Annotated in this window: 18 protein-coding genes; 9 read left to right on the forward strand and 9 right to left on the reverse strand. The window is 73.3% G+C overall.

What is annotated here, in order from left to right:
• Nucleotides 1–45: 45 nt before the first annotated feature.
• Nucleotides 46–1,470, forward strand: a complete 1,425-nt coding sequence (locus tag KDL01_RS22680) for a GlnX family signal transduction membrane protein (protein ID WP_212530592.1) — start codon at nt 46–48, stop codon at nt 1,468–1,470.
• A gap of 27 nt (nt 1,471–1,497) precedes the next feature.
• On the opposite strand, the gene KDL01_RS22685 is transcribed toward KDL01_RS22680, so the two are convergent.
• Nucleotides 1,498–2,952, reverse strand: coding sequence for a WGR domain-containing protein (locus KDL01_RS22685; protein ID WP_307846521.1), 1,455 nt, complete (start codon nt 2,950–2,952; stop codon nt 1,498–1,500).
• Nucleotides 2,953–3,130: 178 nt separating this feature from the next.
• Here KDL01_RS22685 and KDL01_RS22690 point away from each other — a divergent pair, with 178 nt between their 5' ends.
• Together KDL01_RS22690 and KDL01_RS22695 are read left to right on the forward strand one after the other, a co-directional pair.
• The gene (locus tag KDL01_RS22690) at nt 3,131–3,682 is read left to right on the forward strand and encodes an MscL family protein (RefSeq protein ID WP_212530593.1); all 552 of its coding nucleotides are present in this window, start codon (nt 3,131–3,133) and stop codon (nt 3,680–3,682) included.
• A 90-nt stretch (nt 3,683–3,772) separates the two neighbouring features.
• Nucleotides 3,773–4,282 (forward strand): FBP domain-containing protein, encoded by a 510-nt coding sequence (locus KDL01_RS22695; RefSeq protein WP_212530594.1) that lies wholly within the window; start codon nt 3,773–3,775, stop codon nt 4,280–4,282.
• A gap of 39 nt (nt 4,283–4,321) precedes the next feature.
• Here KDL01_RS22695 and KDL01_RS22700 read toward each other — a convergent pair whose 3' ends face one another.
• Entirely contained in the window at nt 4,322–5,410 is a 1,089-nt protein-coding gene (locus tag KDL01_RS22700) for a YeiH family protein (protein WP_212530595.1), read from the reverse strand.
• 93 nt (nt 5,411–5,503) lie between these two features.
• On the opposite strand from KDL01_RS22700, the gene KDL01_RS22705 reads away from it, so the two are divergent.
• From KDL01_RS22705 to KDL01_RS22725, 5 genes are all read left to right on the forward strand, one after another.
• Entirely contained in the window at nt 5,504–6,499 is a 996-nt protein-coding gene (locus tag KDL01_RS22705) for a LysR family transcriptional regulator (protein WP_212530596.1), read from the forward strand.
• A gap of 11 nt (nt 6,500–6,510) precedes the next feature.
• The gene (locus tag KDL01_RS22710; protein ID WP_212530597.1) at nt 6,511–7,395 is read left to right on the forward strand and encodes an alpha/beta fold hydrolase; all 885 of its coding nucleotides are present in this window, start codon (nt 6,511–6,513) and stop codon (nt 7,393–7,395) included.
• Between the two features lie 236 nt (nt 7,396–7,631).
• On the forward strand, nt 7,632–9,968 hold the full coding sequence (locus KDL01_RS22715; RefSeq protein WP_212530598.1) for an MMPL family transporter: 2,337 nt from the start codon (nt 7,632–7,634) through the stop codon (nt 9,966–9,968).
• 53 nt (nt 9,969–10,021) lie between these two features.
• Entirely contained in the window at nt 10,022–10,681 is a 660-nt protein-coding gene (locus tag KDL01_RS22720) for an SDR family oxidoreductase (RefSeq protein WP_212530599.1), read from the forward strand.
• 73 nt (nt 10,682–10,754) lie between these two features.
• The gene (locus KDL01_RS22725; protein ID WP_212530600.1) at nt 10,755–11,240 is read left to right on the forward strand and encodes a DUF3291 domain-containing protein; all 486 of its coding nucleotides are present in this window, start codon (nt 10,755–10,757) and stop codon (nt 11,238–11,240) included.
• A gap of 95 nt (nt 11,241–11,335) precedes the next feature.
• Here the strand turns inward: KDL01_RS22725 and KDL01_RS22730 are convergent, their stop codons facing one another.
• From KDL01_RS22730 to KDL01_RS22750, 5 genes are all read right to left on the reverse strand, one after another.
• Nucleotides 11,336–12,658 carry an ROK family transcriptional regulator gene (locus KDL01_RS22730; RefSeq protein WP_212530601.1) on the reverse strand — a complete coding sequence of 441 codons (1,323 nt, stop codon included), beginning with the start codon at nt 12,656–12,658 and terminating at the stop codon, nt 11,336–11,338.
• Between the two features lie 70 nt (nt 12,659–12,728).
• The gene (locus KDL01_RS22735) at nt 12,729–13,595 is read right to left on the reverse strand and encodes an ABC transporter ATP-binding protein (protein ID WP_307846522.1); all 867 of its coding nucleotides are present in this window, start codon (nt 13,593–13,595) and stop codon (nt 12,729–12,731) included.
• Nucleotides 13,592–14,548, reverse strand: a complete 957-nt coding sequence (locus tag KDL01_RS22740) for an ABC transporter ATP-binding protein (protein WP_212530602.1) — start codon at nt 14,546–14,548, stop codon at nt 13,592–13,594. The genes KDL01_RS22735 and KDL01_RS22740 overlap by 4 nt, the downstream gene beginning before the upstream one ends.
• A gap of 1 nt (nt 14,549) precedes the next feature.
• Nucleotides 14,550–16,730, reverse strand: a complete 2,181-nt coding sequence (locus KDL01_RS22745) for an FtsX-like permease family protein (protein WP_212530603.1) — start codon at nt 16,728–16,730, stop codon at nt 14,550–14,552.
• A 1-nt stretch (nt 16,731) separates the two neighbouring features.
• The gene (locus KDL01_RS22750) at nt 16,732–19,950 is read right to left on the reverse strand and encodes a hypothetical protein (RefSeq protein WP_212530604.1); all 3,219 of its coding nucleotides are present in this window, start codon (nt 19,948–19,950) and stop codon (nt 16,732–16,734) included.
• Nucleotides 19,951–20,315: 365 nt separating this feature from the next.
• On the opposite strand from KDL01_RS22750, the gene KDL01_RS22755 reads away from it, so the two are divergent.
• Nucleotides 20,316–21,227, forward strand: coding sequence for a transglutaminase family protein (locus KDL01_RS22755; RefSeq protein ID WP_212530605.1), 912 nt, complete (start codon nt 20,316–20,318; stop codon nt 21,225–21,227).
• On the opposite strand, the gene KDL01_RS22760 is transcribed toward KDL01_RS22755, so the two are convergent.
• Nucleotides 21,196–21,756 (reverse strand): hypothetical protein, encoded by a 561-nt coding sequence (locus KDL01_RS22760; RefSeq protein ID WP_212530606.1) that lies wholly within the window; start codon nt 21,754–21,756, stop codon nt 21,196–21,198. The genes KDL01_RS22755 and KDL01_RS22760 overlap by 32 nt on opposite strands.
• A gap of 71 nt (nt 21,757–21,827) precedes the next feature.
• On the reverse strand, nt 21,828–23,426 hold the full coding sequence (locus KDL01_RS22765) for a CocE/NonD family hydrolase (protein WP_212530607.1): 1,599 nt from the start codon (nt 23,424–23,426) through the stop codon (nt 21,828–21,830).
• Nucleotides 23,427–23,599 lie beyond the last annotated feature (173 nt).

A 23,599-nucleotide genomic window follows, 5' to 3' on the forward strand; every position in this document is an offset into this window, starting at 1 on the left:
GTATAAGAGACAGGGCGCGGGGCGTGGAGCGGGGCGGGCCGGGCGGTGCTGGGCGACACCCCGCGCCGGGTCAGGCTCCTGATGGCGGGCCTGGTGGTGCTGGCCACGCTGCTCGGCCTGGTCTACGGCCTCGGCCTGGCCCGGGACTCGACCAGCTTCGCCGACCTGGGCGCCCACACGAGCGAGCTCGGCGCAACCGACGACCTCTATTACCGCCTCAACGACATGGACGCGCAGGCCGCCGACGCGCTCCTGGTCGGCTACCGCCCGGTCGACGCCTCGATCGTGCCCGCCTCGGTGAACGCGGCGGCCTCGGTGTCCGCGTACAACCTCGACCGCCACGACGCCGACGCCGACCTGGCCGAGATCGCGCGCAACCCGCTGCTGACCGGCGCCGCGGGCCGGGCGCTCGACGACCTGGGCCGGTACGAGGCCGACATCGCGCAGGCGCTGTACATCGACCAGACCTCGCCGACGCCGCAGCAGCCCGCCACCCCGCCGGCCGCCGCGTTGAGCGCGTACGTCGCGGCTTCCGGCCTGCTGCACGACGCGCTGCTGCCCGAAGCGTCGGCGATCACGACGCGGGACGCGGCGGCCGTGGACTCCTCCTACTCCGGCGACCACGGCGCCATGGCCGGCTACGGCTGGATCGTGGGCGCGCTCGCGCTGCTGCTGATCGCCGCGCTCGTGCTCGGCAACGCCTACTACCACCGCAGGTTCCGGCGCAGGCTCAGCACGCTGATCCCGGCGGCGGCGGTCGCGCTGGTGCTCGGCGTCGTCGGGCTCGGCGGCCAGCTGGCCGAGGCGGGACACCTGCACGTCGCCAAGCAGAACGCGTACGACTCCATCTACGCGCTGACCCAGGCGAAGGCGATCTCGGACGGCGCCAACGCGGACGAGAGCCGCTGGCTGCTCGAGAGCCGCGACCCGGCCCTGCAGACCAGCTTCTTCACCGAGATGAACGAGGTGGGCTCGGTCCCCGGCTACGCGCCCGCCACCAGCGACCCGGACATCTACTACACCGGTCTGGCCGCGGAGGTCGGCCGCCTCTCGCTCGACGCCTCGGCCGACAGCGTCTCCCGCGTGACCCTCGGCGGGTATCTCGGGGCCGAGCTCGGCAATGTCACCTTCCCGAACGAGGCGCGCGACGCCTACGCGGCGGTCACCGCCTTCGACGCCTACGCGCAGAACGACCGGACCATCCGCCAGGACGCGCAGGACGGGGACCTGGCCGGCGCCGTCGCGTTCGACATCGGCCTGGGCGCGGGCCAGTCCAACTACGACTTCGGCCGCTACACGAACGCGCTCGCGCTGGTCGTCGGGGACAACCAGGGCGCCTTCGACGCGGCCGTGGCCCAGGGCCGCGCCGGGGTCGGCGCGGCGGCCTGGACGACGGCGGCCCTCGGCTGGGCGGTCCTGGTGCTGCTGATCGCCCAGTCCGGACGGCTGCGGCTGCGCGAGTACCGGTGAGGCTCGGGCCGGGGTTCGGACCAGGGCTCAGACCAGCCGGCGTATCTCGCCCTTGATCCGGTAGAAGCCGCGGTTGCCCGCCACCACCTCGTCCACCACGTAGCGGGCCCCGGCGACCCGGTACTCCCGCGGGAACTGCACGTTCCAGTCCCCCTGGTAGCCGGTGCTGCGCACCCGGATGCGCAGCCGGCCCTGCTCGTCCACGCACTCCACCACGACGCCCGAGCCGGTGGCCGCCGCCACCGGGAGCGCGGTGACCTGCGCCGGGGGCTGGTAGGTGGAGAGCGCTGCGGCCGCCTTCACGTCCACCGGTACCGGCACCTGCCCGCCGTGCGCGGCCGTGATCGCGGCCTCGCTCACGTCGATGCAGGCCATCGAGCCGTCCGTGGTGACGATGTAGAGCTTCTGGTCCAGGTACTGCATCGAGAGCGCCGCGCCGCAGCCGGTGCCCAGCTTCCACAGCCGGATGCCGTCGGCGGTGAAGCAGTACACGCTGGAGGCGTTGTCGCCGGCGAAGACGTACTTGCCCTCGGGCGAGGCGGCGCAGGAGTAGACCGCGCTGTCGCAGCGGTAGACCGCCTCGATCCGCCCGTCCGCCTTCGCCAGCCGCTGCACCAGGTTGCGGCCGGTGCCCGCGTAGACGCTGTGCGTCTCCTGCCAGCCGAACAGCACGTTGCCGTTGGTGGCCGTGTGCCACAGCTCGCGCCCGCCCTCGGCCGCGTAGGCCGTCACCCCGGCGCTGTGACCGTGGTAGACCACGTCCTCGTCACAGCGCACCATCCACGCGGCCTGGCCCCGGCTGCGCTGGGACCACTGGAACTCCTCCTCGTGGTCGATCACGGTCAGCCCGCCGTCCCGGTCGGCCACCCCGAGCGCGCCGTCCCTGATGTCGAGCCAGAAGATGTCCACGTCGTCGCGGATCGTGTACGCGGCGTGCGGCAGCTTGGCCGAAAGGTCGTAGACCCGGCCGTCGTCACAGCCCGCGTAGATCCAGAAGTCGTCCGCCACCAGGCACTTGACCCCGTCCGGCAGCTTGTAGTGGCACAGCACCTCGCCGTCGTGGGCGAGCGCGTAGACGTCGCCGGACTGGTTGCCCACCCAGCAGCGGTCCTCGCCCACGTGGATGCCGAACGCGGTCGAGCCGGTGCGCATGCGCCAGATCACCGGAGCGTGCTGGCGCACCGAGGACGCCACCACCGAGACGGTGCGGCGGGTGACCGACCGGGCCGAGCGGCCCCCGCGCACGGCCGGGGCGTAGCCCTTGCGCACCTTCTCGCCGATCTTCTTGGCCGCGGCGGCCTTGGCCTTCTCCACCGTCGGGAAGCCGGCCAGCTGCTCCTGGCCCTGCGCACCTATCCGGCCGTAGCGCACGATCACCTGCGTGCCCGCCCGGGTGATCTCATAGAACTTATGGGCGCCGCCGTCGTCCTCGGACAGCTCGAGGTACGTCGTGTCAACGTCTCCGGAAGTTGAGATCGACACCTGTCTTGCACCCACCCTTTCCCGCCGCGACCACGCGTTTCGCGATCCTGGGCAGGACTCTAATCCTGAGCACTGACAACACACGTGACGGTACGTCGGCTTGTGAGATACTGCCGCCGCCGCGGCGAGGGAGGCCGCGGCGCGCTGCCACGCGCACACCTCAGGAGGGGAAGAACCCGTGCACGGATTCTTGAAGTTCATCATCCGCGGAAACATGATCGGCCTCGCGGTCGGCGTCGTGATCGGCTCGCTCTTCAGCAGCCTGGTCCAGGCCTTCGTCGAGACCTTCATCACGCCCGTCATCAGCATCATCGCCGGGCACAAGGGCGCGTTCTCCGGGATGTTCTGGAACATCCACGGCACCGTCATCCCTTACGGCGACTTCCTCAACGACATCGTCACCTTCGTGCTCATCGCCGCCGCGATGTACTTCCTCGTGGTGATGCCGGTGAACAAGGTCGCCGAGGCGATGAACCCGTACCACGACCTGGCCAAGGCCAAGCGGGCCTGCCCCGCCTGCCTGAGCCAGATACCGGCGAAGGCGACCCGGTGCAGCTACTGCTGCAAGGACGTGGACCCGATCACCGACGAGGAGTCGGACCAGCTGATCGAGGAGGCCCCGGGCATGATCGACCTCGGCGGCGCCGGGGAGACCAAGGTGACGCTCAAGCCCGGCGACGTCAGCCTCGGCGGCGCGGCCGTGGCCGCCAGCGGCGCCTCGGCGGAGTAGGCCTCGGCGCAGGAGGACGTACGGAGCACGGCAGCGCAGGTAGGTCAAAAGGATTAGTGATCGACTCCATGCCCCTCTAATGTGAGGGGCATGGAAGCACTCACCGAGGACGAGGTGCGCGCCTCGTTCGTGAACTGCACGAAGGGCGAGGCCCAGCGGATCAACCTGCCGGGCCCGCTGGACGCGGTCTACTGGGAGCACCTCGACTTCCTGGGCTGGCGAGACCCGAGGGCGGACCAGCGCGCCTACATCGTGTTGCCCTGGACGAACGGCCCGGTCGGCATCACGCTGCGGGCGCCGCAGCCCAAGCGCAAGAGCCTGGTGCGCAGTTCCATGTGCTCGATCTGCCTGACCGTGCACTCCGCCAGCGGCGTGGCCAGCTTCGTCGCCCCCAAGGCCGGGCCGGCCGGGCGCGAGGGCAACTCCGTCGGCAACTACTTCTGCACCGACCTGCAGTGCTCCCGGTACGTCCGCGGCACCTTGAAGTCGGACGCGGCGACCTTCATGGAGGAGTCGCTGGACCCGGCCGAGCGGATCCACCGGCTCCGGGCCAAGCTCGAGGGCTTCACCCGGAGCGTGCTCGGCGACGTGCTGGTCTGATCCTCCGGCGGGCGTGCGGCGGCACGGACGGCACAGCCCCTAGGTGGTCAGCCGTACGCCCAGGTAGGCGGCGGTCGCGATCAGCAGCCAGGAGGCCAGCCCGAGCCCGAGCGCCCGGCCGCCGGTGCGGGCCAGCCTGCGCACGTCCACGCCGGTGCCGAGGGCGAACAGGCCGGCCGCCATCAGCAGGTTCGCCAGGTCCTGGGACCCGTTGACGACCTGCGTCGGGACCACGCCGGTGCTGCGCAGGGCGACCATGGCCAGGAAGCCGAGGACGAACAGCGGGACGAGCGGCGGCCGCTTGGCCGGGACCTGCTCCAGCCGCGTCGCCGCGGCGGTCCGGCGCCGCTTGGCCAGTGCGACGCTCGCGACCAGCGGGGCCAGCATCGCGATGCGCATCATCTTCACCACCACGGCCTGGTCCAGCGCGCCGGGTCCGGCCGTCTGCGCCGTGGCCACGACCTGGCCCACGTCGTGCACGCTCGCGCCGACCCAGCGGCCGAACTGCGGGTCGGTCAGGCCGAGCGGGTGGTGCAGCAGCGGCAGCAGGACGATCGCGAGCGTGCCGCAGAGGGTGACCAGCGCGACCGAGGTGACCACGTCGTCCTCGTCGCTGTCGGTGACGCTGTTCATCGCGGCCACCGCCGAGGCGCCGCAGATGGAGAAGCCGGTGGCCACCAGCAGCGGCTGGTCCCCGGGCAGGCCCATGCGCCGGCCGAGCCACTGGGTGCCGACGAAGGTGAGCAGGACCACCGTCACCGTCACGGCCAGCGTCTCCCAGCCCAGGGCGAGCACGTCGCCGAGCGCGAGCTTGAGGCCGAGCAGCACGATGCCGGCCCGCATCAGCCGCCGTCCGGCGAAGCCGAGCCCGGGGCCGGCGCCGCGCGGCAGCAGCCGCGCGTTCGCCACCGCCGCGCCGAGCAGCACCGCGCAGGTGAGCGGGCTGAACGCGGGTGCGAGCCGGTTGACGAACCAGGCCAGGAGCACGGCGGCCGCGGTCACGGCCAGTCCGGGCAGCAGGCTCGATCGCTCCGGCTCGGCCGGCCCGGTCTTGGGCAGGCCTTCGAACTGCGAGAACGTCGCCGGGATCGCCGGCTGCGCCACCCTCGCACTGCTTGCACGAGTCATATCCCCATGATCGAATCCACCCGCCGCGCCCGGTAGCCCTCTTCCGGTTGCCACGTCACAACTTTCCCTTGTCACCGGGGGTAACCTGGGCCTATGCCCCTGAGTCCGCGGATGCCCGACCTCGCCGCGCTCGAGGTGCTGCTGGCCGTGTCCCACTTCGGCGGCCTCGGCGCCGCGGCCCGCGCGCTGGGGCTGAGCCAGCAGGCCGTCTCCAGCCGGATCGCCTCGCTCGAGGCCAGGACCGGGATCCCGCTGGTGGTCCGGAGCAAGCGCGGCTCCACGCTCACCTCCGGCGGGGTGCTGGTGGCGCAGTGGGCCTCCCGGCTGCTCGAGGCCGCCGCCGAACTGGACGAGGGGCTCGCCGCGCTGCGCGCCGACCGGCGCTCGAAGCTGCGGGTCGGGGCGAGCCTGACCATCGCCGAGCAGCTGCTGCCCGGCTGGCTGGTGGCGCTGCGCGCGCAGTCCGAGCGCAACGGCCAGGGCCCGGTGGACTTCGTCTTCGCCGCGGCCAACAGCGACACGGTGATCGCGCAGGTGCGGGCGGGCGAGGTGGACCTCGGCTTCATCGAGGGCCCGCGGCCGCCGAGCGGCCTGGCGCACCGGGTGATCGGCCACGACGAACTGGTGCTCGTGGTGCCGCCGGACCACCCGTGGACGCGCCGGCGCCGTGCCCTCGAACCGGCCGAGCTCGCGGGCGTGTCGCTGGTGGCCCGCGAGGCCGGTTCGGGCACGCGGGAGGCCTACGTCGCGGCGCTGACCAGCGCGTTGGAGGCGGACGCGCACGCGCGCGGGAACGCGGCCGGCGCGGGCCCGGTGAAGGTGGCCCCGCCCGCGCTGGAGTTCTCCACGGCCGCCGCCGTACGCGGCGCGGTGCTCGCGGGCGCGGGTCCCGCGGTGCTGAGCGAGCTGGCGGTGGCCGAGGACCTGGCCGCCGGCCGGCTGCGGCGGATCCCGGTCGCGCTCGACCTCGGCCGCGCGCTGCGCGCGATCTGGGCCGGCTCGCCCCAGCCGCCCGCCGGACCCGTGCGCGACCTGGTCGCGCTGGCGGCGCGGCACGCGGCCGTGGCCGGGCGGGGGTCGGCTCGGTAGGGTCGGGCACCATGGGCGAGCGCACCGCGTACGTGACCACCGACGACGGCTGTGCGCTGTGGACCGTGCGCAGCGGCGGGGGCGACGGCGGGCCGGGCTCGGGCCCGTTCGCCGAGGCCGGGCACGGATTCGTGCTCTGCCACGGCGGCCCCGGCTTCTGGGACACCCTCGGTCCGATCGCCCGGATGCTCGAGGACTTCGGCCCGGTCGTGCGCTGGGACCAGCGCGGCGGCGGGCGCAGCCGGTGGCGCCCGCCGTACACCATGGCCCGCTTCCTGGCCGACCTCGACCAGGTCCGGCGGTATCACGGCTTCGAGCAGGTCACCGTGCTCGGCCACTCGTTCGGCGCCATGCTGGCCCTGCGGTACGCGCTCGATCCGGCGTACGCGGGGCGGGTGCGGCGGCTGGTCTACGTCGCGGGCGTGGGGCTCGGCTGGGCGTGGCGGGACGAGCACTCGGCGCGGGCGCGTCTTGCCGCCGAGCCGTACGCCGAACGCAGTGCTCGACTGAACGCGCTGGGTGATCGGACGGCTACTCAGGAGCGGGAACTGCGGCTGCTCAAGCTGGCCGTCGAGTTCCCCGACCGCGACCGCGCGCTGGATCTCGCGGCCACCCAGGTCCTCGAGCTCTTCCCCGAGGACGAGGTCGCCGCACCTCTCAACGCCGAGATGCGGGCCTGGTCGGAGGCGGAGCTGATCGAGCGCTGCCGCGCGCTGGCCGTCCCCGCGCTGATCCTCGACGGCGCCCGCGATCTGCGCCCGCGCTGGGCGGTCGACTCGCTCGCCGAAGCCCTGCCGCACTGCACCCGCGCGGAGTTCGCCGACGCGGGCCACTTCCCCTGGCTCGACGAGCCGGCGGCCTTCGCGGCCCGGCTGCGCGCTTTCGTCAACGCATAGAGTAGCGGCCTAGTTACTCATGGTGCGCATTTACGCATCCTGCATATGGCTGAATCCGCCCTCTACGGCCTCATAAGTCGGTGAGAACACTAAGAAAAACATCGGAATACCGCCGCAATCGGACGAAGCATGGCAGGCTGTTCTCTAACGTCAGGCGCACGGCCAGGCGGGCAGTACCTTCGCAATACCGCCTAGTGCTCGAGCGCGGGTGGTATCCGCTACCACAGGGAGACCTCTTGACCGCGCTTGCGCTCTGGTGCACCCGTCATCGGTTGCTGGTCGTGGTGACCTGGGCCCTGCTGCTGCTCGGCCTCGGCGCCGCGACGGTGGCCAAGGGCTCTGCCTACAACTCCAGCTTCGCCCTCTCCGGCACCGACTCGACCCAGGCGCAGCAGCTGCTCGACTCGGCGTTCCCGGGCCAGCAGGGCGACACGGTCAGCCTGGTCTGGCACGTCGAGAGCGGCACGGTGCACGCCTCCTCGGTGCAGTCCTCGGTCGACCACGTGCTGGCCGAGTACAAGTCCTCCGGCGAGGTCCAGTCCGTACAGAGCCCTTACTCGGCCGGCGGCTCCGGCCAGATCAGCGCGGACGGCAAGACCGCCTACGCGAGCATCGACCTCGACGACGCGACCTCCGGGCTGAGCTCCGGCGAGGCCAACCAGCTGATCGGGATCGCGCACAGCGCCTCGCACGGCGGACTCGAGGTGGAACTCGGCGGCAGCGCGGTCTCCGGCGCCCTGCAGACCCCAGCCGAGGACAGCGAGATCGTCGGCATGGCCGCCGCGGCGATCGTGCTCTTCCTCGCCTTCGGCTCCCTGTTCTCCATGCTGCTGCCGATACTGACAGCGGCCGCGGGCGTCGGCGGCGGGCTGCTGACCGTCGGACTGCTCAGCCACGTGCTCAACGTCGCCGGGTTCGCCCCTACCCTCGGCGCGCTGGTCGGGCTCGGCGTCGGCATCGACTACGCCCTGTTCATCGTCACCCGGCACCGGCGCGGCCTGACCGACGGCATGCCCATCGACACCTCCATCGGCCAGTCCGTGACCACCTCGGGCCGGGCCGTGCTGTTCGCCGGCGGCACCGTGTGCGTGGCGCTGCTCGGCATGCTCGTGCTCGGCATCGGCTTCCTCGACGGGGTGGCCGTGGCCACCGCGCTCACCGTCGCGGTCACCGTGCTCGCCGCGCTCACCCTGCTGCCCGCGCTGCTGAGCTTCCTCGGCCCGCGCGCGCTCTCGCGCCGCCAGCGCCGCCGCCAGGGCGCTTCGGCGCTCTCCCGGGTGCGCGCGGCCCGGCTGGCCGCGATCTCGGTGCCGCGCGGACTGTGGGACCGCTGGGCCGACATCGTGCACCGCAGGCCGCGCGCGCTGAGCCTGGTCGCGCTCGGGCTCATGCTGGTGCTGGCCATCCCCACGCTGACCCTGCGCCTGGGCAGCGCCGACGCGAGTACCGACCCGGTGGGCAGCACCACGCACAAGGCGTACGAGATGCTGGCCGACGGCTTCGGCCCCGGCTTCGACGGCTCGCTCACCGTGGCGGTCCAGGCCTCGAACGCGCAGCAGCAGAGCCAGGTCGGGCATCTGCTCACCGCGATCAGCCACACCCCCGGCGTGGCCAGTGCGACCGAGCAGGCGAGCGTGGCGCAGAGCGGCGGGCGGACCATCGACGTGCTCAACGTCGTGCCGACCACCTCGCCGCAGTCCAGCGCCACCACCGACCTGCTCGCCAACCTGCGCGAGCACGTCATCCCGGCCGCGACCTCGGGCACCGGCCTGCAGGCGCACGTCGGCGGCCTGGTGGCGACGAACGCCGACTTCGCCTCCGTGCTCAGCTCCAAGCTGCCGCTGTTCATCGCCGTGATCGTCGGGCTCAGCTTCCTGCTGCTCCTGCTGGCCTTCCGCAGCCTGCTGATCCCGCTGACCGCCGCCGTGATGAACCTGCTGGCCGCGGCCGCCGCGTTCGGCGTGGTCACCGCGTTCTTCCAGTGGGGCTGGGGCTCCTCCGCCCTCGGCATGGGCGGCTCGGGGCCGGTCGAGGCGTTCCTGCCGGTCATGCTGATCGCGATCCTGTTCGGGCTGTCCATGGACTACCAGGTGTTCCTGGTCTCCCGGATGCACGAGGAGTGGCGCAGAGCGGGCTGCACCACCCGGGCGGTGAAACTCGGCCAGGTGGAGACCTCGCGGGTGATCACCGCCGCGGCCACCATCATGGTCTGCGTGTTCTGCTCCTTCGCGGTGGGCAGCCAGCGGGTGATCGGCGAGTTCGGCATCGGCCTGGCCGCGGCCGTGCTGCTCGACGCCTTCGTGCTGCGCACGGTGCTGGTGCCCGCCGCGATGCACCTGTTCGGCCGGTGGAACTGGTGGCTGCCGCGCTGGCTCGACCGCCCGCTGCCGCGCCTGACCGTGGAGCCGTCCCCGGCCGAGGGCCTGCCGATCATCCCCGAGCCGCTGCCCACGCCGGTCTTCCACGGCGCCCACCGCCCGGTGATCCCCGGCTTCCCGAAGCTCCCGCTGCCCACCCTGCCGCGCCCGGCCACCGCCCCGGTCCCCGCGGGCGAGGCCAAACTGCCCGGCTGACCTGACTGCCCGGTCGACGGGCGGCGCCGCGAGCGCGCACCTAGACTCGCGGCATGCGCACTGTGATCGCGGGTGGACACGGACAGATCGCCCTGCGGCTCAGCCGCCTGCTCACCGAGCGCGGTGACCAGGCGGTGGGGCTGATCCGACGCCCCGAGCACGCGGACGAGGTGCGGGCGGCCGGGGCCGAGCCGGTGCCGTTCGACCTCGAGACGGCCTCGGTCGAGCAGCTCGCGCGCGTGCTCGGCGGGGCCGACGCGGTGGTCTTCGCCGCGGGGGCCGGGGCGGGCAGCGGCGCCGAGCGCAAGGACACGGTGGACCGCGGCGGAGCCGTCCTGCTCGCGGACGCCGCCGAGACCGCCGGGGTGCGCCGCTACCTGATGGTCTCCTCCATGGGCGCCGACGCGCACTCCGAGTTGGACGGCGACCCGGTCTTCCGCGCGTACCTGCGCGCGAAGGGCGCCGCGGACGACGACGTGCGCACCCGCTCCGCCCTCGACTGGACCGTGCTGCGCCCCGGTTCGCTGCGCAACGACCCCGGCACCGGCCGCGTCCGCCTCGAGCCGCACACCGGCCGGGGCTCCGTCCCGCGCGACGACGTCGCCTCCGTGCTCGCCGCGCTCCTCGCCGCCCCCGGCACCGCGGGCCAGACGCTCGAACTCGTCGCGGGCGAGGTCCCGGTGCCCGAGGCCGTCGCAGCCTTCGTGGACTGAGGCGGCTGACGCTGCGTCACCACGCCGTGTGCGCGCCGCTTCGCCGTACGCCGCGTTTCGCTACCGTGCGGGAATGACCGCTATCGAGTACCAGCTCGCCCAGCTCAACATCGGCCGCCTGGCCGCTCCCTTGGACTCCGCGCAGTTGGCCGACTTCGTCGCCGGCCTCGATCCGATCAACGCCCTCGCCGACGCGGCGCCGGGCTTCGTCTGGCGCTTCCAGGACGAGAGCGGGGACGCGACCTCGTTCCGCTTCCTCGACGACCCCGACATCATCGTGAACATGTCGGTCTGGGTGGACCACGCCTCGCTGTGGAGCTTCGTCTACGACACCGACCATCGCGCCGTGCTCGCCCGGCGGCGCGAGTTCTTCACCCGTCTCGCCGAGGCGTACGCGGTGCTGTGGTGGGTGCCCGCCGGGCATCGGCCCACGCTCGCCGAGGCGCGGGAGCGGCTGCTGCACCTGCGCGAGCACGGCCCGACGCCCTACGCCTTCCGCTTCCAGGACAAGGACTACCCGCCGCAGGCCGCCGAGCCGCTGACGGTCGCGCAGGCCTGACGCAAGGACTCTGGCACGGTGAACGGCCGAGCCCCCGTCCGCGCCGCGACGAGGCGCGACGGGGGCTCGGCAGTGCGGTCTATGCGCGAGGACTGCTACAGCCTGCGTTCGAACACGTACTCGCGTGCCGTGCTCAGGGCGGTGGTGATCGCGCCGAGCAGGACCGCGTCCCGGCCGAGGGCGGCGGCAACCACCGGCGGGCGCAGCGGGGTGAGCGACTCGAGGACGTCGTAGAGCGGGTCGAGCAGCAGGTCAGCGTGCGCGCCGATTTCGCCGCCGAGGACGACGAGTTCGGGGTCGAGCATCGCGGCGATGGAGGCGACCGCATGCGCGAGTCGGCCGGCCTCGGCGCGTACGGCCGAGAGTGCCGCGGGGTCGCCGGAACGGGCGGCGTCGAAGACCGCGTCCGGGTCGTGGGCGTTGCGCGTGCCGGCGGCCGCGGCCATCGCCGTCACCGCGCTGCCGCCGGCTGCGGCGTCGAGCGTGCCGCGCTGGAGGAACGCGGTGTGCGGGGCCTCGGCGTCGGCAGGCTCGCAGGCGGGCGGGTGGCCTGGGCCTGCATCCGCGCGATCAATGTCCTGATCGCCTCGGCCGGCATGGCCGCCGCCCTGCCCCGGCGGGAAGGGCAGGTAGCCGACCTCGCCGGCCGCGCCGTGCGCACCGCCGAAGACCCGGCCTTCCACCACGATGCCGGCGCCGACTCCGGTGCCCACCATGAGGTAGACCAGCAGCTTGCAGCCGCGGCCGGCACCGTAGGTGTACTCGCCGAGCGCGGCCAGGTTCGCGTCGTTGTGGACGGCGAGACCCGTGCCGAGTTCCCGGCGCAGCCGTTCGACCACGCCGTTCTGTCCCCAGCCGGGCAGGGTGCCGGCGTAGCGGACCGCGTCGGTGGCGGGGTCGAACACGCCCGGCGTGCCGACGACGGCGTGCACCACCCGGTCCCATTCCAGCCCGGCCTCGGCGACCATCTCGCGGGAGATCCGGCCCGCCGCCGCCACGATCGCGTCCGCCGCCGCGGCGGGGTCGGTGTGCTGGGGGCCGACCACGGTGGGCAGTTCCCGTCGGCCTCGGACGGTGCCGTCCAGATCGGCCAGGGCGACGCGGATCAGGGGTCGATTGATGTCGACCGCGATGACGTAGCCCGCGGTCGGATCCGCCTCGTAGAGCACGGCCGAGCGGCCGCGGCCCGACGCCACGGTCATCTCGCCGGTCTCGCGCACCAGGCCGGCGCGGTCGAGGTTGCCGAGGGCGGCCGAGACGGTCGGCTTCGACAGGCCGGTGACGCGGGCGAGGTGTGCCCGGGACGCGGGGCCCTCGAGCCGCAACCGCTCGAGCAGCACCCGCTCGTTGTTCACCCGCAGGGTGCGGCTGCTCCACGGTCGGGTCGCGACGGGGTCGGCGGTCGGCGTGCTCGTCATGGGCCGAATCTAACCCAGCGGCTCGAGCGCCGACCGGCCGCCCCGGCCGCGACCTGGTCCTTCGCCGCGGCTACGATCCGGCGGCGGCTCCGGGTGCGGACTCCGACACAGCGGCGCTCGCAGCTCCGGAAGCAGCTCCGGACGCGGCGGCGGGCGCGCTCTCGGCGTCGGGTTCGGCCACCAGGCCGTCGCGCAGGTCCAGCACCAGGTCCGCGAACTGCCCGACCCGGCGGTCGTGCGAGCTGACCACGATGGCGGTGCCCTCCGAGTCGGCGATGCGGCGCAGCAGCTTCCAGATGGTCAGGCCGTGCTGCGAGTCGAGGTGGCCGGTCGGCTCGTCGGCGATCAGGATCCGCGGGCTCTGCGCCAGCGCGCGGGCGATGGCCACCCGCTGCTGCTGGCCGCCGGAGAGCTCGGCGGGGCGGTGCTCGGCGTGGTCGGCCAAGCCGACCAGCTCGATCACCCGGCTCACCCGCTCGGCACGCTCGGCCGGGTCGGCGCCGGAGATCCGCAGCGGCACGCTCGCGTTCTCGGCCGCGGACAGGAACGGGATCAGCCCGAAGGACTGGAACACGAAGCCCACCGTCTGACGCCGCAACAGCACCCGTTGCCGTGGCGAGAGGGCGGCCAGGTCGCGGCCCTGCACCCGCACCGTGCCGGAGGTGGGCAGGTCCAGACCGCCGAGGATGTTGAGCAGGGTGGTCTTGCCCGAACCGGAGCGGCCGCGTACGGCCACCAGTGCCCCCGGCGTCGCGGTGAGCGAGACCCCGCGCAGCGCCCGCACCTGGTTGCGGCCGCTGCCGAAGAAGCGGGTGATCTCACTCGCCACCAGCAGCTCACCACCGCCCTCGGTCTCGCCGCGGTGGCGCCCGTTCTCGCGTTCGTCCGTCGCCGCGGCGCCCTTGGCGGCGGCGGTCCTGGTCTTGGCCGAGCTCACTGTGCGTCCCCTCCTGCCTCGCGGTCCGGCCAGACCCCGACGTGGCCGGGTTCCCTGGTGAGCCGGACTCGATCCCTGATTTCATAGTGCTCGACCAGGTCGTGCGGCAGCTGCAGCCGGCCCGAGCGGTCCACCACGACGTATTCGACCTCTTCGTCACTCTCGAACACCGGCCCCGAGCCGCGTCCGGCGCCCGCCTCGGCCCCGGGCCGGAAGGTCTCGGTCGAGGTGCGCCCGTCCCGGATCGCGATCGTGCGGCGCACCTGGCCGGCCACCGCCTCGTCGTGCGTGACCACGAGGGTGGTCACCCCGTGCACGTCGTTGGCCTCGCGCAACGCGGCGAAGACCTGCTGGGCCGTGTCCGAGTCGAGTTCGCCGGTTGGCTCGTCGGCCAGCAGCAGGGCCGGGTTGTTCGCCAGGGCCACGGCGATCGCGACCCGCTGCTGCTCTCCGCCGGACAGCTGCCCGGGCACGCGGTCCCGGCAGGAGAGCGCGCCCATCGAGTCCAGCAGCTCCAGTGCCCGGGCGCGCCGGGCCGAGCGCCGGGTGCCGAGGAAACGCTGCGGCAGCGCCACGTTCTCGGCCGCGGTCAGATGCGGGATCAGGTTGCGCGGGGGACTCTGCCAGACGAAGCCGATGGCGCGGCGCCGGTAGTCCAGCCGCTCCTTCGCGCCGAGGGTGGCCAGCTCCCGTCCGTCTACGCGCACCGAGCCCGCCGAGGGCGCGTCGAGGCCGGAGAGGATGCCCAGCAGCGTGGACTTGCCGCTGCCCGAGGCGCCCACGATCGCGACGAACTCGCCGCGATCGATGCGCAGTTCAAGGCCCTGTAACGCTTGTACCTCCAGGTTGCCGGTCCGGTAGATGCGGACCAGCGAACGGCATTCCACCGCGGCCTCGCGCGTGTGCGCGCGCTGTGCGGCGTGGTCGGCCTCCGGGGTGAGCAGGTCGGACACGTCAGATTCCTTCCGCGTAGTCGCCGCGCCGCAGCGAACCGGCCGGTCCGCGCCGGGCCAGGCCCGCCCCGGCCAGCCCGGTCGCCAGTGCGGCCGGAACGACGATGAGTACCGGCAGTGCCAGTGCGACCCAGGTCATCCGCGGGTCGCCGGTGAAGCCCTGGGTGAGCGCCGGGCGCACCACCCACAGCAGCGGGGTGGCGGTCAGGCTCGCGCACACGCAGGCCAGGGCGAGCGGCGCGGCGAGTTCGGTGAGAGTCAGGCTCCGCTGTTGCGCGCCGGTCAGGCCCATGACCGACAGCCGGGCGGCCGAGGCGCGCCGCTCGGCCGCGTCGCCCAGCGCCACCAGCGCCACCACCAGGCAGGCCGTGGCCACGGCCAGGGCGGCCAGCACGGCCAGGATCACGCCGAGCGCATGGTGCATGAGCAACCCGGCCTGCGCGGCGTCCGCGGCGGTGGAGCTGGCCGCCGCGCCGCTGCCGCGCACCGGCGTGCGGGCGAGCGCGACGGCCAGGTCCGCCGTGCACAGCGCCAGGCTGAGCACCAGCAGGATCACCAGCGCGGGCCCGGGCACCCGGGTCATCCGGGTCAGCCCGAGCAGCGCCACCACCCCGCGCCGGGACCGGATCGGCGGCAGCAGCATCCTGATGGCCGGCGGAGCGAGGGCCGCGGCCGCCAGGGTGGCCAGGCCCGCCGCCGCGATCGGGGACAGCGCGGAGACCGCGTCGATCCCGGTGACCGGGGAGAGCCCGTGCGCGTGCGCCTGCTGCAGGCTGAGCAGGCACAGCGCCGCGACGGTGAGGAACAGCACGGCCCGCCGGGCGGTGCGGTACCCGGCCGTGCGCGGCGCGTGGTTCGCCCGGCGCACGCCGCGCCGGTCCAGGGCGCGGTGGAGCAGGAACGTCCAGAGCCCGACCGCCGCCGGCAGCAGCAGCGGAAGCAGGGCGCTGATCCAGCGCAGAGCGCTCGGCAGCGTCCCGTGCGGCAGCACGCCGATCGCCCAGCCCACGGCCCCGATCGGCAGGATGACGAGGGCCGACTCGCCCGCGGCTCGGGCGGCCAGCCAGCGCAGCGAGGCGCCGCGGGCCCGGAGCGTCTCGGTCTCGGCGTGGCGCACCACGATCGTCCAGCGCAGCAGCAGGACCAGGGCGAGCAGGGCGATGGCGCCGAGCCCCGCCTCCGGCATCGCGGTCTGGAGTTCGGCCGCGGCCTGCGCGTCCACGAAGGCGAGCAGCAGCGGGCCGATCTGGGTGGCGTACTGGGTGGAGACCCCGTTGATCTGCTCGGCGCTGTGGTCCAGCGATTCGTCGGCGGCGGTCAGGTCGAAGTTCAGATTCCGTTGCAGGGCCGCGCCCTGATCGGCCGTCATCGCGGTGTCGACGGGCATGGTCCAGGTGACCTGGGCGTCCCAGTCGTCGAGCACGCCCGAGGCGAGCTCACTCGGCCCGACGAACGCGCCGAGGTCCCAGTTCGGCGGGGAACCCGGGCCCGGGGTGTATTCGGACGGGGCCTGCAGGACTCCCGTCGAGGCCCAGAAGGCGCTGAGCGGCGCGACCGGCGCGATCACCCCGACCACGCGCACGATCAGGCCGTCGGGCCAGGTCGGCGAGATGCCGTTGTCCAGCGTCGAGCCCAGGGACACGTGCAGCAGGCTCATCGTGGCCTGGGTCACGGCGATCTCGGCCGTGGTGACGCCGGCGGCGTTCTGCTTCACCTCGGTGGGCCAGCGCCCGGCCACCAGCCGCGCGTGCAGCTGGTAGTCCTCGGTGTAGCCGAGGGTCAGCATCGGGGCGTTCCAGTGCGGCGGCTGGATCGAGACCGGAGCGTCCTGCACCGGGTGGCCGTTGTTGACGACGCTGCCCCAGGCCTGGGCCCGGGGCGCCAGCGGGACGTCCGGCTCGAGCGCGTCGTAGACCTGCTGGGTGGACGCCGCGAAGGTGCCGGAGGTGATCGACGCCGCGGTGTACTGGTACTGGTTGAACGCGACGCTCGCGGTGACGGTCTCCAGGTACTGCGGACTGGCCGCCATCAGCTGGGCGAACGCGCTCGAGCGGGCGGCCAGATCCGCCCGCGCCGTGGTGCACGCGCCCGCCGCGCAGGCGGCGGCGACCAGGGCCAGCGCGACCGTGGCCGGGCGGCGCCAGCCGAGCAGGGCGGCTTTGAGCAGGGGTCTGATACGCATGTCAGCCTCCGGTCCGGGCGAGCGCGAGCGGGTCGCCCCGGCGCAGCGAGGCGATCAGGGCCGTGGCCACCGCCGCGGCCAGCACGACCAGCGCGGCCAGCACGGTCCACGGCTCCGCCAGCAGCACCAGCGGCGAGGGGGTGGGCGCCGAACCGTCCGCCGCCAGCACGAAACTGGGGATCAGGAGTCGGCACAGGGCGAATCCGAGCGCCGCGCCGAGCACCACGGCCGGGCTGACCACCGCCGCGTAGAGCACGCAGGCGAGCGTCGCGCGCTGCGGCCGGGTGGTGCCCAGCGCGGCCAGCACCACGTCCCTGGCCGCCGCGCCGCGCGCCGCCGCGAGCAGCGACACCAGCAGGCCGAGCAGGGCGAGCCCGACCAGGATCGGCGCGCCGAGCGTGATCACCCGCTGCGGCACCCGGTCCAGCGGATCGGCCAGCAGGCTCGCCGCGATCTGCGCCGACGTACTCACGGTGGCCCCCGCGGGCAGGGACGCCGGTGCGCCCTGGCCGGCCGTGTGCAGCAGCCAGAGGTAGTCGGCGGGGATCTGCTGGCCGGACGCGGTGAGCGCGGCCTCCAGCATGCCGAGATCGGCCACCAGCGCGTCCTTGTCGCCCGCCGGCAGCCCGGGGAAGGTGGTCACCGCGGCCTCGATCAGCAGATTGATCGGCACGCCGTTCACGCTCGCCGACAGCTGGGAGCCGACCTTCAGGGCACTGTCGTGCAGGTAGGCGGCGGTGGCCAGCACCGGGATCGGCTTCATCAGCTTCGTGCCCAGCAGGATGGTGCCGCTCGCGGCCCCGGACTGACAGAACTGGTTCTTGTTCAGCCCGGCGCCGGAGCTGAAGGCCAGCAGCGCCCCGGAGCCGCCGGCCGTGACGGCGGTGCCCGCGGGCCCGGAGCCGATGACGGTGGAGCCGTCGTTCTCGGACTCGGGCAGGTCGCCGGAGTACTGGCAGTTCCAGTAGTCCGCGAACGGCTCCAGTGTGGCGGAGGCGGAGGCGCTCCAGGCCGAGGAGGCCAGCCGCGCCGCGCCGGGGAACGCGGTGGCCGCGCCCCCGGCCGTGTTCTCGGCCAACAGCGAGGAGATCCGCACGCTCACGTTCGCGCTCTGCGACTGCGGCAGCGGGTAGTCGAGCGCCACACCGGTGATCCGCAGCGGGTACGCGGTGTGGGCCGTGAGCACGGAGGCGCCCGTCAGCAGCGTGTGCGCGCGGCCGTCGGAGGGCAGCGTGCCGAGATCGAGCTGGTAGGAAAGGCCGGTGGCGTCCTGCACGTTGAGGACCGCGTCCAACGCGGTGAGGCCGTTGCCCTGGAGCGTGGCCGTGATCCCGATCGCCCGCGGTGTGCCGGGGACCGCGATGCCCGGCTCGGCGGACGGGGTGATCCGGGCCCAGTCGGCGGCCGGGTGTCCGCCCGCGAGGTCCGCGCGCAGGGCGACGGCGCTCGCCGCGGTGTGCGTGTCCAGGGCCAGCAGGCTGCCGCCGTCGGTGCCCACGGTGATCTCCGGCGTGGCCGCGAGCACGCCGGGCTGCCGGGTGAAGCCGCCGGCCTGGCCGATCGAGAGCGGATTGAGCAGTGTGACCGCGGCATCCGCGCCGACCGAGAACGCGGCCTGGTCGTGCGCGGAGCGGACCTGGCTGGCGTCCTGCCCGGCCGCGTAGGCGCAGCCGGCCACCGAGGCCACGCACAGCAGCGCGGGCACCAGGTAGCGCAGCGGCGTGCGCGCGAGTTCCCAGGCCGCCAGCCGCACCGAGAGGCTGCCGGTGCGTTCGGCCGCGTGCTCGCTCAGCCGCGCGGCGACCGTCACCAGCCGCCCGCACACCGCGGCGCCGGCCAACGTCACCACGGCCGGGGCGAGCGCGACCGCGAGTACGGCGCTGCTGCCGCCCGAGGTCGTCCCGGCGGTCAGGCCCGCGTGCGAGGCCTGCCACAGCGTCACCGCGGCCAGCACCACGAGCGCGCCGTCGAGCCCTGCCCGCACGATCGCCGGGGCGCCGGACTGCCGTCCGGCCGAGGCCGCCACGTCCGCGGCGCGCGAGGGCATCGCGGCCCGGCCCAGCACCACCAGCGCGGCGGCGACGCCCACGGCCAGCGCGGCGATCCAGGACTGCGCGGGGGAGGAGCCCGCGGTCAGCCCCCAACGGCTGGCGCTGTAGAGGTCTTCCATACCGGCGCCGAGCGCCGAGCACGCCACCAGCACCAGGATGTCGGCGAGATAGCCGGAGACCAGGACCCGGCGCGGCGATCCGCGCGAACGCAGCAGCGCGGCCTGCGCCTCGCCGCGGCCGACCAGGTTGCCACAGGACACTGCGATCGCGATGGCCGCGAGCGTGGCCAGCAGCAGCGTCTCGGCCAGCAGCTGCGCCCGCCCGGCGGTGATCCGCGAGGGCAGTTGGGCCAGCAGCGTGGGCAGACGGGTCTGTACCGAGAAGCCCCAGGCCGAGCTGAGCGAGAGGTCGTAGGAAGGCTTCTGATTGTCGGTCAGCGCCGCGACGTCCGCCTGCAGCCGCGGCAGGTCGATGCCGCCGGCCAGCGTCGGCTTGACCACCCACGCTCCGGTCCCGATCGGCAGCGCGCCGACGTCGAACGCCGCGTTCCCGGCCACCATCGGGCCAAGCACGGTGAACGGCCCGTCGTACTCCACCGCGGTGCCGCCGATCGTGTTCCACAGCCCGCCGGCCGAGGCCGGGTCGAGGTAGCGGTAGCTGCCGGTGACGCGGAAGTCCAGTGGGGCGTTGGTCGTGGCCTGCCAGAGCGTGAAGCTCTGCCCGACGCTCAGATGCGCCGCGCGCAGCGCGGGCACCGGCAGCGCGACCGGGATCACGCCGTGCGCACCCGGGTTCGGGTCGGCCGGCCAACTGCCCTGGACCAGCGCGGCGGATCCGGACACCGCCGAGAGCGAGACCGCGAAGGTCTCCGTCGGCGGGCTCGCGTTCGGATTCGCGCTGCCGACCGCGCGGGTGAGGTCGAAGGTGGCCGACTCGAGCACCGGGTCCACCTCGAAGGCCCCGCCCGGACCGGACTGCGCGGCCACCGTGCGCACCTCGCGCGACTGGGTGGCGAACGTGGCCGAGGAGGCCGTGGTGGCCGAGACCAGCACCCCGTCGTAGGGCGAGTCCACGATGTCCGCCGCGACCCCGCGCGGCAGCGCCACCCCCCACGCGTCGGTGGCCAGCGCGGCGAATCCGGACGCCACGGTGACCGCCAGCGCGGTCACCGCCAGGGCTCCCGCGCGGCTTCGCAGCGTTCGTATGACGGCGGCGGTCACCGGGCGGCCCTCACGGGCGCCGGGGCGGCGGTGCGTCGGCGGCCTTGCCGAGTAAGCGCTTTCACAAGCCCGATTATCGCAGAGTATTTTCTGCCGTCGCAAGGTTCTTCAAGACGAGACGGCAGCTCGCACCCATCAAGTGCTTCAGAACGACTGCCCACCGGTGCAACTTCTCCGGTAGCCCGGGCGTTGACCGTATCGGAGAATTGCGGGCTCTGCGGCTCGACAATTCGGGATGAATTTTGACAGCATGGGCGCGCTCGATCAATTTTCGAACATGCAGTCGAATCCGTCCTCGAACTGGGGGTACCACCATGCCCGTCGCGCCGCTGCCCGAACAGGTCGCACGGTTCTACACCACGCAGAGCGTGTTCAGCGATCCCGGCGAGTTCGCGTCGCTCTACCGCGATCTGCCGGCCGATCCCGCCGCGCTCGCCCGGATCGTGCGCGGCCTGTTCGTGCACCGCCTCGAGGGCCCGCGGTTCGGGGTCGAACTCGCTCCCGAGCGCGTGCGCGAGGACGCGGAGACCCGGTACGTCGACGAGATCCTGCGGCTGGTGGCCGAACGCGACGACGCGGCGCTGACCGAGCCGCGCCCGGTGCGGGACCGGTTCGTCGGGATCTGCCGCGACTTCGCGCTGCTGCACTGCTCGCTGCTGCGCCATGCCGGCGTTCCCGCGCGCATCCGCTCCGGTTTCGCCGACTACTTCGACGACGGCCGTTCCCACGGCGACCACGTCGTCACCGAGTACTGGGACGCCGAACGCGGCTGGCTGCTGGCGGATCCGCAGGTGTCCGAGCACTACGATCTCCCGTTCGATCCGATCGACGTCCCGCGCGACCGCTTCCTCGTGGCCGGCAAGGCCTGGCAGCGCATCCGGGCCGGCCTGGCCGACCCGAAGGAGTTCGGCCTGCTCTTCTTCCAGCCGCCGCTGGTCGGATCCTGGTTCGTGGCCGGGAACGTCCGGCTCGACCTGGCCGCGCTCAACCGGGTCGAGACCCTGTTGTGGGACGTGTGGGGGCTCGGCGCCGAGTCGGACGAGGAGATGACCGAGGAGATGTTCGAGCTCTACGATCTGGCCGCCGTCGTGAGCGCCGACGAGGTCCCCTTCGACCGGGCCCGCGAGCTGTTCGCCGAGAACGACGGCCTGCGCACCCCGGCCGTCGTCGGCTGCCTCGCCCTGGAGAAGGGCTTCAGCGAGGTGACGCTGCGTCCGTGGGCGTGATCAGCGACCCGACCGGCGCCAGGGTGTGCCCGCCGCCGCCGACGCACCGCCACACGGCCACGTCGCGCATCACCACGGCGTGCACACCGAGCCGGTGCTCGGTGCAGACCGGCCACACCGTCCACGTCCGCTCGGACCGCCCACACTGAACGTGCTCTGCCATCGCGGCCACGGTGGCCGGAAGATCGTCGAACGCTAACCCGCTCGGCTCCGGCTCATCTTCGCTCCAGGCCGTGCCGAGGTCGCGGGCCACGATCCGCTGGGCTTGGCGCAGGATGTCGAGGCGCTCCGGGACGAGATCGAACCCTGGCTCGTAGCCGGCCTCGGCCAGGATCCCGGCGGCCGACGCGGCGAGCTCGGCCGGGGAGACCTGTCGCGGATCGCGTTCCACCGCCTCCCGAACGGCGTCGCCGCCGTGCCCGGAGTCCATCAGGGCGCAGGCGAGTTCGACCACGTCGTCGGTGCCGAGGCGGTCCTCGCGCAGACCGAGGAAGACGCGTGCGCACAACAGGTCGATCGTCGTCGTCACGGCTTCAGGGTAGAGCGCGAGGACGACGCGCCGCACGCCCCGTGGAGCCGGGGCGTGCGGCGCGTCCGGTGTCAGCTGCCGAGCGGGATGGTCAGGCTCGACGGACCGCTGTAGGTCACGGTGCTGCCGGACTGGTCGGTGTCGAGGAACAGCGGGTCCTTCGTGCCGATCACCAGGCCGATGCCGTCGCCGGCCGGGATGTCGTAGGAGGTGGTGAGGAACTGGGCGTTGACGGTCAGCGGGGATCCGGGCGTGGCGCCGGAGTAGCTGTACGGGGCGTAGGAGATCAGGGTCGCGTCATCGGCCCAGTTGACGTCGTAGAGGTAGGCGTAGAGCGTGCCGGAGGACGCGCTCGGCGTCACGGTCAGGCTCACGCTCGCGTTGCCGCGCACGTGGTCGGCCGCGGACAGGGCCGAGGACTGCCACACCGCGTCGTCCGAGCGGTTGACCACGGGCAGCCAGCAGGAGGGCGGGGAGTCGAAGAACTGGGTCAGGATCCCGCTGAACTCCAGGGTGCCGCCGGCCGCGCAGGAGGCGGTGCCCACGTTCGTCTTGGTGGACCAGCTGCCGGTCGCGGAGCTGCTCAGGCTCCCGGTGCCCAGGATGTTCTCGGCGCCGAGGTGGTAGGTCGCGGAGGAGGTGCTCAGCACGTCCGGGCTCGCGTACCCCTGGTAGGAGGACCCGCCGATCGGCTCGACCTGGACCGGGGCCTGGGTGTTGATCCCGTTCGCGGCGCCGGTGAGGTAGTGGTCGAACCAGGCGTGCGCGTGGTCCCAGACCGCGTTGTCTAGCCCGAGCAGGCCCGAGGCCTCGGAGGTGGCGTGGTCGCCGGGCTGGAGCATCAGGTACTTGGGCGTGGTCAGCTCGTCGTAGAAGGGCAGCAGCTGGTTGGGCGCGAAGATGCTGTCCTGCAGGCCGTTGGAGATGAACACGGCCGTGTCGTTGGAGTTGATCGAGCTGATGTAGGTCTGCGGGGAGCGGACCGCGCCCCAGGCGAGCACGTCGGAGATGTTCGTGTCGCCGTAGAAGTCGCTCAGGATGTTCTGGAAGTCGGGGCTGAGCGTCCCGGTCAGCTCGGCCGCCCCGGCGAGCAGGTCGGTGGACTCCTGGTGCCGGGTGCCGTTCGGGTAGAGCGAGTAGTCCAGGTCGGTCCACGCGCTCATGGCCGCCACGGCCTTGATCCGCGGATCGTGGGCCGCCGCGAGCAGGGAGAGCCCGGCGCCGTAGGAGATGCCGCCGACCCCGATCTCGGCCGGATCGGCCGAGGTGTCGGCCAGCAGCCAGCTGATCACGCTGGAGACGTCCGCGACGTCCTGCGGACTGGCCACGTCGATGGTGCCGCCGGAGGAGTAGAAGCCGCGCGGGTCGTATTCGAGCACGATGTAGCCGTCCGCGGCGAACTGCCGGGCCTGCACCAGGTATTCGAAGTCGGGGGTGGCCCAGCTGTCGATGAACACGATGGCCGGGTGCGTGCCCGAGGTGCCCGGCTGGGTCAGCTCGGCCGTCAGACCGGTGCCGTCCGGCATGGTCAGGGTGAGCGCGGTGGTGCTCACCGACGCGCTCGCGGCCGAGGCGGGCGCCGCGGCGGAGAACGTCAGGGCGGGTAGGACCAGCGCGGCGGTGCCCAGAATGCTCAGGGCTCTGCGACGCGTGTGACCGTGGGCGGGCATCGTCGACCTCCAGGTTACTCGCGAGTAAGGTGGGTGCGCCCTGAATCTCCACCCGGCCGCGAGCCGCGTCAAGGTGCTGCCGTGTGCCCCTTCGCCAAACTTGGGCAAAGCGCCGCCGGGCCCGGCCGGGCCCAGTTCAGCTCGATCTAGTCCAGCGGAGCCCAGCCCAGCCC

This window comes from Actinospica durhamensis (assembly GCF_018139695.1).
Classification (GTDB): Bacteria; Actinomycetota; Actinomycetes; order Streptomycetales; family Catenulisporaceae; genus Actinospica; species Actinospica durhamensis.

Coding starts and splice junctions, on each gene's coding strand:
- KDL01_RS22695 (WP_212530594.1), top strand. CDS start 3,773: ATGGAAGCACTCACCGAGGACGAGGTGCGCGCCTCGTTCGTGAACTGC.
- KDL01_RS22700 (WP_212530595.1), bottom strand. CDS start 5,410: ATGACTCGTGCAAGCAGTGCGAGGGTGGCGCAGCCGGCGATCCCGGCG.
- KDL01_RS22705 (WP_212530596.1), top strand. CDS start 5,504: ATGCCCCTGAGTCCGCGGATGCCCGACCTCGCCGCGCTCGAGGTGCTG.
- KDL01_RS22710 (WP_212530597.1), top strand. CDS start 6,511: ATGGGCGAGCGCACCGCGTACGTGACCACCGACGACGGCTGTGCGCTG.
- KDL01_RS22720 (WP_212530599.1), top strand. CDS start 10,022: ATGCGCACTGTGATCGCGGGTGGACACGGACAGATCGCCCTGCGGCTC.
- KDL01_RS22725 (WP_212530600.1), top strand. CDS start 10,755: ATGACCGCTATCGAGTACCAGCTCGCCCAGCTCAACATCGGCCGCCTG.
- KDL01_RS22730 (WP_212530601.1), bottom strand. CDS start 12,658: ATGACGAGCACGCCGACCGCCGACCCCGTCGCGACCCGACCGTGGAGC.
- KDL01_RS22745 (WP_212530603.1), bottom strand. CDS start 16,730: ATGCGTATCAGACCCCTGCTCAAAGCCGCCCTGCTCGGCTGGCGCCGC.
- KDL01_RS22755 (WP_212530605.1), top strand. CDS start 20,316: ATGCCCGTCGCGCCGCTGCCCGAACAGGTCGCACGGTTCTACACCACG.
- KDL01_RS22765 (WP_212530607.1), bottom strand. CDS start 23,426: ATGCCCGCCCACGGTCACACGCGTCGCAGAGCCCTGAGCATTCTGGGC.